General features: G+C 55.8%; 15 protein-coding genes. 7 read left to right on the forward strand and 8 right to left on the reverse strand.

Features of this window, described 5'->3' with window-relative positions:
* Positions 1-208 precede the first annotated feature (208 nt).
* Positions 209-1192, forward strand: coding sequence for a helix-turn-helix domain-containing protein (locus GGD40_RS27120; RefSeq protein ID WP_179745723.1), 984 nt, complete (start codon positions 209-211; stop codon positions 1190-1192).
* A 94-nt stretch (positions 1193-1286) separates the two neighbouring features.
* Here the strand turns inward: GGD40_RS27120 and GGD40_RS27125 are convergent, their stop codons facing one another.
* A complete protein-coding gene (locus GGD40_RS27125) occupies positions 1287-1772 on the reverse strand; it encodes a MarR family winged helix-turn-helix transcriptional regulator (RefSeq protein ID WP_156126738.1) in 486 nt (161 codons plus the stop codon).
* A 189-nt stretch (positions 1773-1961) separates the two neighbouring features.
* On the reverse strand, positions 1962-2795 hold the full coding sequence (locus GGD40_RS27130) for an alpha/beta hydrolase (protein ID WP_179745724.1): 834 nt from the start codon (positions 2793-2795) through the stop codon (positions 1962-1964).
* A gap of 677 nt (positions 2796-3472) precedes the next feature.
* Between GGD40_RS27130 and GGD40_RS27135 the strand changes: the two genes are divergently transcribed.
* Positions 3473-3766: a hypothetical protein gene (locus GGD40_RS27135; protein ID WP_179745725.1), complete on the forward strand. Its 294-nt coding sequence runs from the start codon at positions 3473-3475 to the stop codon at positions 3764-3766.
* Between the two features lie 352 nt (positions 3767-4118).
* Positions 4119-4616, forward strand: coding sequence for a DUF302 domain-containing protein (locus GGD40_RS37425; protein WP_179745726.1), 498 nt, complete (start codon positions 4119-4121; stop codon positions 4614-4616).
* A gap of 591 nt (positions 4617-5207) precedes the next feature.
* On the opposite strand, the gene GGD40_RS27145 is transcribed toward GGD40_RS37425, so the two are convergent.
* From GGD40_RS27145 to GGD40_RS27155, 3 genes are read right to left on the reverse strand one after another with little or no spacing between them, the layout of a single operon-like run.
* A complete protein-coding gene (locus GGD40_RS27145; RefSeq protein WP_179745727.1) occupies positions 5208-6704 on the reverse strand; it encodes a sodium:solute symporter family protein in 1497 nt (498 codons plus the stop codon).
* A complete protein-coding gene (locus GGD40_RS37430) occupies positions 6701-6910 on the reverse strand; it encodes a DUF3311 domain-containing protein (RefSeq protein WP_179745728.1) in 210 nt (69 codons plus the stop codon). Before GGD40_RS37430 ends, GGD40_RS27145 begins: the two co-directional genes overlap by 4 nt.
* A gap of 42 nt (positions 6911-6952) precedes the next feature.
* Positions 6953-8116 carry an amidohydrolase gene (locus tag GGD40_RS27155; RefSeq protein ID WP_257030599.1) on the reverse strand — a complete coding sequence of 388 codons (1164 nt, stop codon included), beginning with the start codon at positions 8114-8116 and terminating at the stop codon, positions 6953-6955.
* 400 nt (positions 8117-8516) lie between these two features.
* On the opposite strand from GGD40_RS27155, the gene GGD40_RS27160 reads away from it, so the two are divergent.
* Positions 8517-9158 (forward strand): TetR/AcrR family transcriptional regulator, encoded by a 642-nt coding sequence (locus GGD40_RS27160; RefSeq protein WP_179745729.1) that lies wholly within the window; start codon positions 8517-8519, stop codon positions 9156-9158.
* Between the two features lie 215 nt (positions 9159-9373).
* On the opposite strand, the gene GGD40_RS27165 is transcribed toward GGD40_RS27160, so the two are convergent.
* Positions 9374-10306 carry an alpha/beta fold hydrolase gene (locus tag GGD40_RS27165; RefSeq protein WP_179745730.1) on the reverse strand — a complete coding sequence of 311 codons (933 nt, stop codon included), beginning with the start codon at positions 10304-10306 and terminating at the stop codon, positions 9374-9376.
* A 514-nt stretch (positions 10307-10820) separates the two neighbouring features.
* Entirely contained in the window at positions 10821-11456 is a 636-nt protein-coding gene (locus GGD40_RS27170) for a TetR/AcrR family transcriptional regulator (protein WP_179745731.1), read from the reverse strand.
* A gap of 500 nt (positions 11457-11956) precedes the next feature.
* Between GGD40_RS27170 and GGD40_RS27175 the strand changes: the two genes are divergently transcribed.
* The 3 genes from GGD40_RS27175 (at position 11957) to GGD40_RS27185 (ending at position 14425) form a co-directional block, all read left to right on the forward strand.
* Positions 11957-12814 (forward strand): alpha/beta fold hydrolase, encoded by an 858-nt coding sequence (locus GGD40_RS27175; RefSeq protein ID WP_179745732.1) that lies wholly within the window; start codon positions 11957-11959, stop codon positions 12812-12814.
* A 287-nt stretch (positions 12815-13101) separates the two neighbouring features.
* On the forward strand, positions 13102-13467 hold the full coding sequence (locus tag GGD40_RS27180) for a winged helix-turn-helix transcriptional regulator (protein WP_179745733.1): 366 nt from the start codon (positions 13102-13104) through the stop codon (positions 13465-13467).
* Between the two features lie 340 nt (positions 13468-13807).
* A complete protein-coding gene (locus GGD40_RS27185) occupies positions 13808-14425 on the forward strand; it encodes a TetR/AcrR family transcriptional regulator (protein WP_257030600.1) in 618 nt (205 codons plus the stop codon).
* Between the two features lie 344 nt (positions 14426-14769).
* On the opposite strand, the gene GGD40_RS27190 is transcribed toward GGD40_RS27185, so the two are convergent.
* The gene (locus tag GGD40_RS27190) at positions 14770-15609 is read right to left on the reverse strand and encodes an alpha/beta fold hydrolase (RefSeq protein ID WP_179745734.1); all 840 of its coding nucleotides are present in this window, start codon (positions 15607-15609) and stop codon (positions 14770-14772) included.
* Positions 15610-15982: the final 373 nt, after the last annotated feature.

Below are 15982 nucleotides of genomic sequence, written 5' to 3' on the forward strand. Positions count from 1 at the left end.
GCAAAGCTTCAACGGACGCAAGGAAAGAAAGCGCTCTCGAAAGCCGGCGACGCTTTCGTCGACCGCAGCGATCGAGAAGCAGCACGGCCCCCTCTGTTTCCCGCATATCGGCGTGATCAGAGGGACGTGCATTCGATGATCAACCTCGCACCACGTCCGAAGGTCGCCGATTCATGCATACCCACCTTTTTGAACGAACGGGAAGATCATGAACGATATGAAGACTGTCGTTTCGACCGAGCGGGTCCCTCCGGCATCTCGCCTGGATTTCTGGACGCGCCACGTGAGAAGTCATTTGACCGAACTGGAGTGCTCCACTCCTATCGACGGCGACTTCCTCGGTTCGATCGTGGCCTATCCCGCTGCCCCGGCGGGTTTAATCGAAATTGAAACTGCCACCCGATGGATTGCGCGGGCAAATCCAACTGCCACGTCAGCCAACAAAGAGCGGGCCTTCGTATGTATCCAGATCAAAGGGGTTGCCATTGTCGAGCAAGACAGCCGCCAAGGGATTCTGCGTGCTGGGGACGTCACCCTGCTCGATGCATCGAAACCCTTTGTCGCGGACTTTTCACTCGAAATGGCCCAACTCGTGCTCCAGGTGCCCCGGACTCTCATCCGCAAGCAACTGGGCACGCTGGAGCGCTTCGTAGCAACGGTCGTGCCCTTCGAAAGCCCATTGGGGAAAATGACGGGCGGATTCATTCGCGCATTAACTCAGAATTTCGAGCAGCTCGCCCCTGAGACCGCTCGACGCCTCAATGAACAGGCGCTCGATATGGTGGCCATGGCGTTCATGTCGGTATTTGATAGAAATCAGCCGGCAACGTCTTCTGTCAGCCGATCGATGCTTGCTTGTCGCGCACGGGCGTTTATCGAAACCAACCTCCGGGATTCCTCGCTCTCGCCGACGGACGTTGCTCAACATCTGGGCATTTCGACACGCTACCTAAGCAGCGTCTTTGCCGGCGACGGGCTATCTTTCGAGCGCTTCGTCCGGGAACGGAGACTGCACAAATGTGCAGGGGACCTGAAGGACCATGGCCAGGCGATGCGGCCGATCGGCGATATTGCGTACGCGTGGGGCTTTAATAATGTGACGCACTTCAGCCAATCTTTCAAAACAACCTTTGGAACGACACCCAGAGACTTTAGAAAACAGGCTGCGCCGCAACGTTCAGTCGATTCCTGACAACAAGGCCGGGGGCGAATTCGAATGACCCAACTCGCCCCGGTTTCGAAAACGGATAAGTGCAAAAATCATGGAGAGCGTAGTCGACCTGCTTTCATTCGGGTCGGCGCTGCCCGGCGTTGCCTGAGTCTGCAAATGACAACGCTGCCAGACTATTTATCACCCGTTGCGCGTCAGTGCCGACTTCGCGAGAGAGGTCATTCATCGTGCTCTCCCAGAGTTGCATTGCGACCTCAAGTAAATCCCGACCTTGCGGGGTAAGCTCGACGCGTCGGAAGCGGCGATCACGCTCCACATGCAATTCAAGCAGCGCGCGGCGCAGAAGAACGCCGATCTGAGCCGAGACGCGCGTCTGGTCGCAACCCAGGTTCTTAGCTAATTGCCCGACAGAAAGGTCAGTCGTGCCCCGCAACTGCTCCAACACCGAGAACTGCACGGGGGTTAACCGCATCGGCTCGAGAGCGAGCGACAGGCGATGGTGCAGCGTCCGAAAGCCGCGCTGGGCAAGCATAAATTTACTCGATATGTGCCCGGCATTGGCGAACTCCGCATTCTCTTCCGAGGGATCGTGTTCTTGCATGATAGATCTTCGAACTACATCGGTTTAAACAGTCGTATGGAGCGAGGGGGAGCGACTCTACGTCTATCTCGTCGATGATCCATACGTCGTTGCACTCATTCGGAGTTGAAATGAAAGTTCGGAGGCCGCGAGTCGGCAACCATGTCACGCCACGCAGCGACAGACAGCGGGCATGAAGACGTAGAAACATCAAAATTGCAGCAGCGTTGCTTTACGCCTCCCGAGTCGGGGTGCAAGCCACCTCTGGAAAAACTCCGCCACCTCCGCAAGTACGTGGAAGTTCGACGCCACCGGCTCGTGTGAGGCATTCGGGCAATGAAAAATTTCCGTCGGCACGCCTGCGGCACTCAATTGGCTGGCGTATCTCTCACTTTCGGCATGAAGAAAATCGCTTTCCGGGGATCCGATAAACGCTGGAGGCAGTCCTTTCAGGCGCCTTGACTCAATCGGCGCCGCGTACGGATGCATCCCTACCACTGGATCAGGCAGATACGCTCGATACCCACGCGCACACTGGCGAGCGTTCAGATCCGAGGTCCGAGCGTCCCAATCTCCCGCAACCCGTGTCAAGCTCGGGTCAAGCAAAGGCGCGAGAAGCGCTTGAGCTGATATCTTGAATTCTGCTCGGTCGCGCACGACAGCGGCGAGACATGTTGCAAGGTTTCCGCCGGCATCGTGACCCGCCACTCCAATTCTCCCGGGATCTGCGCCCCAGGCTTTTGCGTTCCTAACCGCCCATTGCATGGCAATAAAAGTGTCCTCAAGGGCTGTTGGAAACGGAAACCGCGGAGCCAGTGAATATCCGACGGATACGACCCAAGCGGGTGTGATGCGCGAAATTTGCGTGGCCGCTTCTGCTGCGTCGTCCAGACATCCACTCGTAAAGCCGCCTCCGTGAAAGTAAAGCACGACAGGTAGCCCTTTCCCATCGTCGGGCCTGTAGCTCCGCATCGCGATGACCTGCGAGCGCCCCACCAGAGAAAGTTCTTCTGTCCTGATCGTCGAGTCGTTTCTCACGTACATGTCGGATTGGGCGCTGGCGCCCTTTTTCGTTTGCCAAGGACGTGATTTTGACGTCTGGCACCTTTCCGATAAATGCTTTTAATCCAGAACACAATTCGTCAGCGTGGAACAATAAATGTCCGCACCCGGTTCTCCAGGCTTCGCGACATTGTTCTTGCCGCCCCGCGACGTCACGCTGGACAGAGGCCAGCCTTCCATCAGCTCGGCGAGCGGCTCAACTTCTCAACAACACATTGGCGTACTCGCGCAAGCCCTCCACTGCGGAAGACGACGCCACCCGACTGACGAAGGCTGCGCTCAAATCGCAGACTGGTACGTTTGCACAACAGATCACGCTCATCGCTTTCAAGACCTAAGTCGCCCTCGCCGCAACGCGGTCGAACACCGGCAACAAGATTTGTGGATTTGTTCTATACTCCACATCACGATCTTCCCGTGCGAAGGTATGGGGTTGCAAGATTGAATGAGCGCGGAGCGATTTGTGGACCCGGGTGGCCGGGGCGTATCGCTTGTAACGCACGAAGGCTTGAGTATGGCGAATCCGCCAAGGCTAATTTAGCTAACCTTCACGCTGACCGCCGTTGAGACATGACATCGATCCAAGCCTCCTCGACGACTTATTGACGGCCTCTTTCTACCCGACAATTCGCACTTCTATCAACCCGAACGGAAAAAGTATGAACATCTCAACAAAAGCGCTGCTTGCCCTGCTTTTCGGCGTCGGGCCGTTACTCGCAAATGCGCACGACATCCCGAATGCGGAACCCGCGGTGATTTCTCATAGCATTGACACCGGGGGCAAAACCACCGGAATAACTGAAGCGGGAAATTCTCCAGAAATGGCGGATGATCTAGCTCGGACGACTCGCTCCACAGAGTACCGTGGTGACGCTGCGGGACGATCCACGGCAGGCTCCAGAGCAGTGTTCACGCCGACCTCATATTCGCCGCCGGTTTATATCATCCGTTGAACTGCTTCGCTGTTGAATAGATGAAGTATGCGGCGCCGCCCAAGGAAATCAGTTGACGAGAAGTTCCGAGTAGCTACCGGTACGTGCACCGCGAATCGAGCACGAAATTTATCTTGCTGGATGTAAAGTTCCTTGGTTTCGTTCGCGAGTGCCACCGGCGCCGCCAAGGTTTCTTCCAACCTGTCATCCGGGAAGCGCCCAGAGAGACCTATGGCCGTTTCGCCTCCTCCGGCGCAAATGCAGCGACAAACACAAGTGTTTTCACGTTGCGCAAGCCCTCTGTCAGCCCAGCCTTGCCCGGAGTCGGCCGAGCGAGTCGCGTTGACGACAAAACACACTCAAGGAGCCAGATGTGATCAAACAGATCCAGGTTTCACAGGTAACGATCTCGACAACCAGACCGTTCGATGACGTGATCCATGCCTTCGAGTCACAAGTGGGTTCGCTGGAAGAAACGGACTGGCAACAGGTCGTTTCCGACTCGTCTGATAAGGGCGCCTTTGAGCAACGGATCAACGAAAGTCTCGGGTCGAGTGGCTTCACACGATTTTTGACCGTCGACCACGGGAAATGGATGGCGCTGCAAGGACACCCATCCAAGTTTGTGATGTATACCATCGGCAATCCGTTCATCGCGATCACGATGCTACGGCACGATGTTGAAGCGGGACTCGATGTTCCCGTACGAATTGCAATCTACGAGCATCACAGCGGTGACACAAGGTTCACCTACAACATTCCATCCAGCTTATTGAGCGGCATAAACAATCCGTCGTTGCACGAGGCCGCACTAAAGTTGGACTCCAAGCTCATGGCGCTCGCGGAATCAGTCACGGGATCTATCGCCTGATAGTTGCCCGATAGCGGGATCGCCGTCCGTCGATGGAATCTCGCACCGTCTAGCGGGGCATCTGCGTCTGGCCGAATGAGGTCAACGAATCCAATCGGTGGGTAGATGTCAATCAGGATCAAGCGCGTTGGCGTGTCCCGCAATGGGTTTCGTTCAAACTCGCATTGAGTTCTGCCTCCGCTGCCCCAGCCGCATCATTTGCCAAAGTCGCACCGCCGCTTACGAGTGCACCAGCCATCGCGTTATCCAGCAAAATCATCTATCGACGCGATAAATTCACTGAAATCGACTTCCGCGTCTGGCTGGGGATTCCATTGCCGGTTTTCTAAACCAACCGATCGCGTTGCAAGCGCACGAACTCAAGTAACCGCTCCTTGTGCCTCCTCGCAACAAGTCGGATCGGTCATTGCGAAACTTAATTTCCCCTGAAGCCTTGAGAAAAGCGCATCCGTGGAGATACCCCGGACGTCTCGCTGTCTATGCTGTTTTTCGACTTTAACCGCGAGCGGCCCTTCTCTTACCCTCGTCCCGAGGCGAGTCCGTCGCGCTGGAATTGGTATCGGCCGAGCAGCGAGTCGACAGGCAATTGTCTTAACTCAAACCGTTCTGTACAACGTCCGCACTTTCGCAACATTTCACGGGGACTTTCATGCGGCGTTCCGCGACGCTCACCGCCGCGAATGTGGCAACGTTGAGCAATAACGCAATAATTCCAACGTTCACGTCACGAACTCCAGCCGGTAACTGCCGTAGCAGTGTGCTTAGATGAGCATTGGCAAACGTCATGAGCGCAACTGAGATGGTCCCAACACCAATTCCGGCAATCGCGCCCCTCGCCGTACCCGGGTTTCGTCGCAACAAGCTGGCGAACAATGAGGGTGCAAGCTGAGCAACAAAGTTATAGCCCATCAACAGCAGCGCCACGACAGTCTGGTTCCCCGAAAGCGCAAACACAGTACTAACGACAACGATAATCGGCACTAGCGCCTTTGCCAGACGACCTGAATGATCGTCCGCGAACCTGGGATAGGCAGTAGCCAGAACGTTTCTGGAAAGAAGGATGGCTGTTGTGAGTACCAACATTGACCCAGGAACAATTGCACAGAGCGCTCCCGTAGCGCCCAAAACTGCAATCATCCAGGAGGGCAATGCTTGCATCGACAGCGCAAACAAGCTCAGATCTGCTTTCGATCCTTTCAGTTCGGGCAGCACACCGACCGCGGTAAAGCCCACGAGAAATACCAAGGCGAGTAAGAGACTATAGATAGGAAGCAGGCAAGCATTGCGGCGCAATATCGCCACGCCACCGGATGTGAAGGTAGCGGCGAAAACATGAGGCCACATAAAAAATCCAAGCGCCGACAGAATGATGGTCGAGCTGAACCAGACGGCACTGAAACCGCTAGACGAAATCGCCAGAAAGCCCGGCCTACTGCTGTCTAACGAGGAAAACATGGCAGGAATGCTGCCGTAGAAGTGGGTAGGAAGGAAGAGACCGAGAAAGACGACAAGGCACAGAATTAGCACGTCCTTGACCGACGACACCCATGCCGAGCCGTGAACGCCAGACAGCAGCACGTTCAACCCAATGGCGACGGCCCCCAGTAGCACCCCTACCGTCGGAGAGAGCGCACCGTAAGAGGCCGTGCCGATAATTATCCCCATTCCTTTCAGTTGCAAGACGATATACGGAATGAGCGCGATGATTCCGACTACAGCCGCGAGCACACTCAAGGCTCGGTTGTCGTATTTTTTTCGCAAGAAATCCGGCAAGGAGACGAGTTGATGTTTCGTGCCGTATCGCCAGATAAGCGGCAAGAGCCAATAGGACAGCGTATATGCGATGCATTCATAGGCCAGGATGTAATACACGGCCCCGCCATGCCCATATGCGAACCCACTCGCGCCGAGCACGGTGAATGTAGTGAAACTTTCGCCAGCCATCAGCAGAAAAACGAACAGTGTGCCAAATCGCCGATTTCCGACGCTCCACTGTTCGAAGTTCATCTGCCGCCCCACGCGCGCGACGGCGCTCAAAAGGACCGATGCCAGAATCGTGATGACGATGACAGACACAGAAAGATTCACGACCGCTCTCCACTCTCGGCGTCTGCCTCGGAAGGGCTAAGCAGGTTGATCAAGAATAAAGCCAGAGACGCCCCTATCACACAAGCCACGATCCAGAAAAACAGGAACGGCATGCCGAAAACAAACGGCCTGACCCTATTTTCAAAGAATATTCCGACGAATATGCCTAGACACGGGAGGACTGCGATGTAGCCGATCCATGACATGACTCACTCCCTGAAAAGAAACCGTGCATGCTCGGATTCGGTCTAGATGGGTAACAGCTTTCTGACGAGTTCCACCCAGTACGACACTCCGAGGTCAACGAGTTGATCGTTAGTTTCATGCTTAGGATGCTGACGCTGGTGTGACGCTCCGCCTTCGTCACTGCCCAGCCAGACATAACAACCGGGTCTTTCCCGCACGAAATACGAGAAGTCTTCGGCAGCCATGGACGGCAGCATGCTTTGAAAAACATTGCCCTCCCCGACCACGGTCTCCGCTACTTTTGCTGCGATCCGCGCCAGTTCCAGGTCATTAATGGTCGGTGGATAGTTCCGTTGATACCGGATGTCTACGGTCGCACCGAAAGCCGCCGCAACAGAGCGAGAAAGTTCACGAACTCGCAATTCCAGCACTTCCAGCACGGACTCTTTGTGTGCACGCACTGACCCGCTTACCGTCACTCTTTCGGGGTGCACATGATATTCATACCCGCCGTGAATTTTGGCAACGCCCACGACCGCAGAGTCTCGCGGATGGACATTGCGTGTCGGAATCGATTGCAAGGCCGTCACCAGGTGAGACGCCGCCAAAATCGAGTCAACGCCTTCCTGAGGCATCCCTCCGTGGCAGCCCTTGCCGATCACATCGATATCAAAATAGTCGACGGCCGCCATGCACTCGCCGCTGTGCACTGCTGCGGTACCCAATTGCAATCCGGGCCAGGCATGAAGGCCCCAAAACGAATCGACAGGAAAACGCTCAAGCAATCCGTCCTCGAGCATGGCCTTCGCGCCGTAGGACCCCTCGTCGGCGGGCTGAAAAATCAGGATGAGCGTGCCGTCGAAATTTCTGGAGTCCACAAAGACCTCGGCGGCGCCCAGAAGTATCGCCGTATGAACATCCTGGCCGCGACCGTGCATTCTGCCTTCGCAAAGAAAATGATGCGCGACATCTTGGTGATCGGAGATCTGCAACGCGTCCATGTCCGCCCTCAGCCCAATTCGCAAGCCGCTCGAATTCGACCTCCCTTCGATCACGCCCACCACACCGGTCTCGCCGATGCCCGTGTACACATCTACCCCGAGCTCTTTCAGACGTGCAGCAACAGCAGCAGCCGTGCGATGCTCTTCAGGCGCGACGCCAAGGCCTCCGCACACGTGCCGCCGAACCTGAACCAGGTTATCGATCTCCAATTCCGCTTTCATCATGATGGTAGCTCCATGGCGCGTCAGGTCGGATCGCAAGGTGGGCCCGCAGTACGCTACATGCTTTGTGTTTCTATTTAATGTACGTATCGTAAACTTATATGTCGATGCGGTAAACATATATGTCACATACGAAAACGGCTCGCGCCCGACTCCGCTCTCACACCCACTCAGGAGTTTATCCGTTCTCTTGATCGGTTGTGCGCTCGAAGTACGAATGCATGCATGCATTTGTGGGCGTCGACACTTTGCCACATTTTCGTCTGCTTAAACCTCGAAGATCTGGAGATTTGTACGCTCGACGCCTCTCTTTTCGTTACTTCACGTAAAGTAAATATATGGAATGGCGTATACAATGCACGACTGTGGCACGAAACGCCTTGAAAAATAATTCGGGAGCGCTATGAAGAAAGCAAACACTAGCCGGGAGATCCCCGTCGATACAGCCTCGGAGGTCGATCAACCACTCGAGAAGACCGCCCCTACCCGGGGCCGGCCTCGGTCCGAGGCCGCAGCTGCGTCAGTTCTCAACGCGGCGTATGCATGCGCTGCCCAGGAAGATGCACGCAACGTAACCATCGAGGCTATCGCCAAGGCATCCGGGGTCTCGAAGGTGACGATTTACAGATGGTGGGAAGACAAGCAGGCGCTGCTTACCGACGCCTTCCTTTGGCACATCCAGCGTCAGGTCCCGCTTTCAGAAAGCGGCGATCCGATTCGAGCGATCCATCGGCACGCGGTCCTGTACCTCTCGCAATTGAACGGAGAGATGGGGCGTGTCCTGAGGGTTGTCCTCGCCGAGTGCCTGACGAAGTCGGGTGACACATCAGTGTTTTGCGAGCGCTACCTGAATCACCGGCGCGAACTTGGCGGGCGCGTAATCGCCGCCGGGCAACGTTCGGGCGCAATCCCCTCGAAACGCTCACCGTTTCTTTTGTATGACCAGATCTACGGAACGATTTTTTATCGATTTGTGTTCGGCTTCCCGGGCCTGAACACCCGATTTGTCCGCGAGCTCATCGAGCACACATTCCACGGCCCATGAATGCTGAAAGGCGTGCGCGGACGAGTTGCCACGCATGCAACTGCGGCGACAGAAGCACGGTCCAGCGGCTGGGTAATGTCGAATGCGGAAACGAGGTCGACGCGTTCATCGACATCGCGTCTAATCTGGGTGATGCCGCAGTGAAGTATGCGGATGGCCAACAATGCGAGGTCTCCCGGATGTTGGCCGCCCTGTGTCGATATCTCTCTGCGAGATTAATGCACGCCATCAAGGAACGCGTTGGCCTCTGCCACGAACAGGTCGTGGTACTGAAACAACGAGCCATGGCCCGAGTCCGGATAAAGAATCAGGCGCGCGTTCGGAATATGTTGGAACAGCACATACGAGTTGACGGTGGGAATGATCAGATCGTGGCTACCGTTCACGATAAGTACTGACTGCTTAATCGCCTCAAGTTGCGCAAAATTGGAAGGCGACATCCCCCACGTGATCAGCGCCTTGGCCTGCGCCCCGATCGACTCCTGCGAAGCCTGCTGCTCGACATCAACGGTATGGTTGTTACTCCGTTTGACATACGCATTCCCCGCAGCGATACCTGCATCAGTCGCTGTAAAGAACAACGCCACCTTCGGATGAACCTTCATTTCGCCGGCCCGTTTAATCCCATCGGCGATCACGCTCTGGAGATCCTTGATACCCTCGCCGCCTTGCGGTCCAGCACCGACGAGGATCATCTTGCGGGGGAGATCCGGACGATCGGCGACTATTTGCTGGGCGACCGAACCGCCAATCGAAAACCCGAGAATATCAACCGACTTCAGGTTCAACGCGTCGATGAATCCTTCCGCCAGATGCGCCATCCCGGCGACAGAGTCCGGCGCCGGGCCAGCCGATGCACCAATGCCCGGATTTGCCAGAATGATGACGCGACGCCGCTTGGCAAGTCCATCGATCAATGCGGAATCCCAATCGTCCATTGTCCCCGTGAAGTGCTGCAACAACACCAACGGTGGCGCGTTTTCACTGGCACCGAGGCTACGGTATGCAAGCCGGACACCATCAACGGTTACGTATTGGTTGGGCGTATTCACGTACTTTTCCGCAGCTTCTGCGGCACCAGGCAGTGCCGCGCTGACCATAGCAAAAGCGCTAACCAAACCACCCAACAGCCAGGAAGAGATTTTCATAATTAGAATCCAGTAAAGACATACATCTGCGATGTCTCGATGAGAAGAGAACGCTGCCTGCATCCCACCTTGGAACCGAGGGGTAGCTTTCATCAGCGCACTTGCAAATTGCAAGTTCACGACTCTAGATTGCGGACTTGCGATTTGCAAGTGGATTTTGATTATCTTCCAGATTGCCAGATTCGGTGTTTGCAGATCCGCGGTCGTGCGGAACGCACGTTAGGGATCACACAAGTCATGAGCGCCGGCGCAACTCCAGCCGCGCTAATAATTGGGATCGGACGTGCTCGGGTCTTTAGAGGCGCAAGAGACGATGGCCGCACGAACAGGATTTGTGCGGCCACGGGATCGGCGCTCCGCTAAATCAGGCGTCGCTACCACGTGCCGGACGGCGCGCCGAGCGCCGCAGTACGGAGGAACCCGTGCAGATGCACGATGGCATGCCATGAAAAATGAGCGGCTATTTTGTTTTAATGTTACGATTTCTACAAATCGTAACACATTACTTCTCTTGCTATGGGGCGAGACTTCGCAAAACGAGGCTGGAGACGGCAGCAAGTGCCGCTTCCAGCTGGTCACGTGGACGGAACTGAAGGGCCACCGGATGCGCAAATAATCGCATTGCCTCGGATATACCAACGACCACCTCATCGATGGGCGTTTTGCGCTCAAACTCACCCGACGACCTTCCCGCCTGCACCAACTCGCGCGTCATGCCGAGAAGCACCGACTCATGTGTCGTCGCGGTGCCCCACGACTCCTCCATCGCGGAGATCACCAGTTCGTGAAGCCGAGTGCCGTCAAAGAAAATCTCCAGACTGCGCTCAAGCGTCAGTTGCATAAAGCGCCGCAAGCGTTGCGTCGCTGTGCCTGGCCCGTCGACCACGCTTCGCAACTCAGCTTCCATCCGTTCCAGCACCGTTGCGCAAACCGCCTCTCCAATGGCCTGCTTGGAGCTGAAAAACCGATAGAGATACGTGCTGGACACACCGATTGCCTTGCCGAGATCGGCCACGGAGGTCTTTCTATAACCGTACAGGCGGAAATGTTCATCCGCTGCCGCAATGATCTGGTGGCGCCGCTCATGGTCCGCACTGCCACGCTGGCCGGGAGACGGCGATTCGGGCGCTTGGTTGGTAGTCTTGCTCATGGCCACAATTATCCCTTAATACAAGGTTGACAGCGAGTTACCATTTCTTCGTTTTGTAACTTTCCCGTTTTTCGGTTAGCCATCATCCGTCGATGTCGTTGCCGGCGACCTTCGCTCACGCCCCCCGCCCCCACAAAGTCGCAAACCGGGCCGCCGCTTGGACCTCGGCCCGCGTCAGCGAAGTCCTTGCCACCCGGAAGGAAGCCGGGCCGCCGTGGTCACTACCCGCCTCGAAGTCATTTCGCCGCTGCCGACACCCGACGATGGTTTGCCCCCTCCGCGTTGCCTCTTCGTCAAGCCGCATCCGGGAAAAATCGAAGCAATCAGGAAAATAAACGAAATCCACTTGCAAAAAGCAAGCGGAGCATCTACAGTGAACTCAACTTGCAAAACGCAAGTGACGAAACGAAGTGCAGACCGCAAATAGTTGAAGCACAGCGCTCCGCAGAATTGCCTCACTTACCTTTAAGCACAACGCGCATCTTTACAGGAGCTTTACCATGAACATGTCCTCTGGCTACGTGACCGCGCCGAATCAATATGTAACGGTTGATGGCGTGCGACTCGCATATCGCAGTATCGGGTCCAACTCGAACGTGCCGCCGCTGGTGTTGTTCCATCACTTCACCGCAACGATGGATGACTGGGATTCGGCACTCATCGACGGACTCGCGAAGCAACGACGTGTGATTATCCTGGGGAACCCCGGCATCGGCGCCTCCGGCGGCAGCGCACCTGACTCGGTTACGGAAATGGCGCGATTTTCCGCAGGCTTCATCGACGCACTTGACCTGAAGTCGGTCGACGTAATGGGTTATTCGATCGGCGGAGCCGTAGCGCAACAGGTCGCGACGGATCGTCCGGAACTCCTGCGCAAAATCATTCTGGCTGGCAGCGGTCCGCGAGGTGGCGAAGGCATCGCAAATCTTCAGACCGTGATCAGTACCGGATTCGCGCAAGCCGAGCAGATGAATGTCCACCCCAAGGTGGCGCTTTTCTTCACGACGACAACGGCCGGCATCACTGCCGGGAACGAATTCGTCAAACGCATTAACAACCATACCGTGGACGTTGAAGAAGCGGCATCCCAGGAAGCAATGGGGGCGCAGGCCAAGGCGCTGATCACTTGGGGCATGTCGCCGTCGAACTTCGAAGAACTCGCAAATATCAAGCAGCCGGTCCTCATCGTCAATGGCAAGCAAGACCTGATCATTCCGACCGTCAACTCGTACGTGCTGTATCAGCATCTGGCAAATGCACGCCTTGTCCTCTACCCCGAATCCGGTCATGGCGCGCTGTTCCAGTTCCACGAATCGTTCGTCGCCGAGGTCAACACGTTCCTGGACGGATCGAATTGAGTCGAACGTAGCATGGTCTCAAGCTTGACCAGATTTCCGCAGAAACGGGAGCCCATGGCAACTGCCAGCCTAACGAGATGTACGCGAAATTCGAGCGATTCGACCGTTGAAAACTTAGTTGACGACTGATCCACATCGGGCCGAGCAGGTACAATCGTTTATCCGCATCATGATGCCGATGACGAAACTACCGCTCGGCCTGCTACCCGTTTTGAAGGATTACTTAGAGGCGCTGCGAAGCAGCAGTGAGCGTCACGCCCTTCAAGTCAAAAACAGGATCGTATTCAATGAAACAAAGGAATAACAGCAACTGCCCGATTTGCTACTCACTCGATATCTTCGGGGATCGATGGACCTTGCTCATCGTCCGCGACATGGTGGCTAACCACAAGCAGTACTATCGGGAATTTCTGGGTTCGGACGAGGGCATCTCCACGAACATCCTGGCCGATCGACTTAAAAATCTCGTCGAACACGGCCTTGTGACGAAGGAAGACGACCCTGAAAACAGAAGCCAATCGGTCTATCACCCCACGGAAAAGGCCCTGGCGCTAGGACCAGTGCTCGAAGCCATCATGGATTGGGGACTCAAATATGGTCCGGAGTCGTTGACACCGCCCCCAGGATGGCAAGCGGCCACCGCGGCAAGTTAATCGATACGATAATATCTGTTCATTTCGAATGAGCGATCCGGCTAACGGAACGTTGACCGACGTGTTCGACTACTCGCGCGAATATTTTGGCGGTGTCAACTCGATGCCGTCGCGCGTTGTACCGCCGCCCCGCTGCGAGATACCGTTTCTCTCCATAGCGGCGGAAACCTCTCGATCCTTGCGTAGCGGCCTAGGGTGATACGCGCCCCTCCTAAGCGCCTTGAGAACCTCAACGAAAAAACTCCTCCCTCCCACCAAACCTATATGGCCTTCCGTTCACTAGCGGACAGTCTTCCTCCGAATCGGCGTTCATAGCGCTCCCGTCCAGCGCACTCTTATCATGACAATTGTCATGTATAATATCGAGGTTAAACGAACGCATTTTGGGGGAAGAATGAAGGTCAGTCGCGAACAGGTTGCCGCGAATCGGCAAAGCATCCTCGAAGCCTCGGGCCGTCTCTTCCGGGAGCGAGGTTTCGATGCCGTCACGGTCGTAGAAGTGATGAAAGCAGCCGGCCTAACGCATGGCGGGTTTTATGGCTACTTCGAGTCCAAAGACGACTTGATAGCACAGACCTTGGCGCATGTGCTCGCGCAGGACGATGAGCGTCCCACAAACCCGATCGAGTACGCTAGGGCATACCTTGCTCCGGTGCATCGTGACGACGTCGCCGGCGGCTGCCCGACTGCGGCGCTTGGCGCAGAAACCATCCGCCAATCTCGTCAAGCTCGCGCGGCAATGACCGAAGGGCAACGCAGAACATTTGAACGATTTAGCGAAGGCTTGCCTGACGCAACTCCCGAAGAGGCACGACGCGCCGCGATTGGAAGTTGGGCTGCAATGGTCGGCGCAATGGTGCTGGCACGGCTTGCTGATGACCCAAAACTGTCCGACGAAGTACTAGACCAAACTTACGCCTGGATTCGCGACAAAAATACTCATACCCTGTCGAACTGATTCGCATCCTGCGGGGAGGCATAGCGGTACGCCTACCTGAATACGAATGTGAACAGCACTCGTAGCGTCGCCAACGTGCACGGGCAATTGCGCTGGTTGCTGCGAAACGCCGGGGCAACCACAAGCTCTTAGCCCATTCTCGCGCTGTCACGCGCAGACAGGTCACCGGCCGCCATGTGCCGCCGGAACAGCGCCTCCTCACCCAATCAGCACCTCCGCCGCGAGAACCCAGGCCAGCAGATCTCTAGTGGTTGGCCTCACTTCGCCTCTCACTGGCGCCTTAGATCGCTACCTGGTAAGCGATGTTTGCGTCACCTCTCTTGCAGAGAAAGTGATGCTTCGATTTACTCGTCCAGGAACTGGATTGCGTGTTTCAGGAAGCGCTCCGGGTACTGGAAGTGCGAACCATGGCCCGCGTCGGGATACAAAATAACTTGTGAGTCGGGAATGTTTTGGCCGAGGTAGAACGAATTGACTGTCGAAATCATGATGTCTTCAATGCCGTTTACCACTAGCGTCGGCTGCTTGATAGCTTTCAGATGTTCGTAGGGCTTGTCGCCCCCGATTGGCACCATATAGGCCTGGTAACCGTCCCATTGTGCTGCTGCCACTTCCGGCGAGCTAAGCGGATCGGCATCTTTCCGCTGATGACGGCGTTCCCAAAACTCCAGACCGGCCTTTCGGGCCTGCTCCGAACGGCCGAAGAACAGGAAGAGAAAATCTTCTGCATTATGCACAGGCTTGGGTGCAATCTCAGCCATTCCAGGATCGATCCAGGGATCACCGCCGCGCGGACCCGTACCGAGAAGCAAGAGTTTGCGGACAAGTTCCGGGTGACGCAGAGCGACCTCTTGTGCCTGGAACCCACCAATAGAGAATCCCACGATATCGACCTTTTCGATTCCGAGCGCACGGATCACCGATGCGATGTCATCGGCCATATCTTCGAAACGATTCCGAGGGGCTCCTGACGAACTGGCGATTCCGCGACCGTTGTACAGAATGACCTCGCGACCCTCTGCGAGCCCGTCGGTCATCAGCGGATCCCAGTGATCCATGCCGCCGCGAAAATGCTGGATGAAGAACAAGGGCGTCGTGCCCTTCTTCCCCCAGCGTCGATATGCGTAACGAACTCCGTCGACTTCGACAAATTGGGTCGGTGCTGTGACATGCGAGACAGACATAGTGCATCTCCGATTTCTAAAAAATTGACAGTATTGAAAATCCTTAATCATGATAGTTATCATGATTAAGGCAATCATGATAACTATCATGTATAGTGTCAAGCATGAGTTGATGGCGCTGGCGAAAAAAAAAGACGTCCGTCACGAGCGGGCTGCCACGGCCCCAAACTGTCCGATGAGGTCTTGAAAGAAACCTATGCGTGGTTTCGAGCCGCCAACGTCGGGCATTCAACAAAGCGACCCGCGACGATGTGTCTGGCCATGCTTGCCGAACGTATGACGACATCGCCGCGTCACCTGATGCGGTTTCTAGTCCCCGGGCGTCTGCCGCTCCTTAACGATCGGCCCGGCAAAAGTCGCCTGTGAACTTATA

This window comes from Paraburkholderia bryophila, assembly GCF_013409255.1.
GTDB lineage: Bacteria > Pseudomonadota > Gammaproteobacteria > Burkholderiales > Burkholderiaceae > Paraburkholderia.

Coding starts and splice junctions, on each gene's coding strand:
- GGD40_RS27120 (WP_179745723.1), top strand. CDS start 209: ATGAACGATATGAAGACTGTCGTTTCGACCGAGCGGGTCCCTCCGGCA.
- GGD40_RS27125 (WP_156126738.1), bottom strand. CDS start 1,772: ATGCAAGAACACGATCCCTCGGAAGAGAATGCGGAGTTCGCCAATGCC.
- GGD40_RS27130 (WP_179745724.1), bottom strand. CDS start 2,795: ATGTACGTGAGAAACGACTCGACGATCAGGACAGAAGAACTTTCTCTG.
- GGD40_RS27135 (WP_179745725.1), top strand. CDS start 3,473: ATGAACATCTCAACAAAAGCGCTGCTTGCCCTGCTTTTCGGCGTCGGG.
- GGD40_RS37430 (WP_179745728.1), bottom strand. CDS start 6,910: ATGTCATGGATCGGCTACATCGCAGTCCTCCCGTGTCTAGGCATATTC.
- GGD40_RS27155 (WP_257030599.1), bottom strand. CDS start 8,116: ATGATGAAAGCGGAATTGGAGATCGATAACCTGGTTCAGGTTCGGCGG.
- GGD40_RS27160 (WP_179745729.1), top strand. CDS start 8,517: ATGAAGAAAGCAAACACTAGCCGGGAGATCCCCGTCGATACAGCCTCG.
- GGD40_RS27165 (WP_179745730.1), bottom strand. CDS start 10,306: ATGAAAATCTCTTCCTGGCTGTTGGGTGGTTTGGTTAGCGCTTTTGCT.
- GGD40_RS27170 (WP_179745731.1), bottom strand. CDS start 11,456: ATGAGCAAGACTACCAACCAAGCGCCCGAATCGCCGTCTCCCGGCCAG.
- GGD40_RS27175 (WP_179745732.1), top strand. CDS start 11,957: ATGAACATGTCCTCTGGCTACGTGACCGCGCCGAATCAATATGTAACG.
- GGD40_RS27180 (WP_179745733.1), top strand. CDS start 13,102: ATGAAACAAAGGAATAACAGCAACTGCCCGATTTGCTACTCACTCGAT.
- GGD40_RS27185 (WP_257030600.1), top strand. CDS start 13,808: ATGACAATTGTCATGTATAATATCGAGGTTAAACGAACGCATTTTGGG.
- GGD40_RS27190 (WP_179745734.1), bottom strand. CDS start 15,609: ATGTCTGTCTCGCATGTCACAGCACCGACCCAATTTGTCGAAGTCGAC.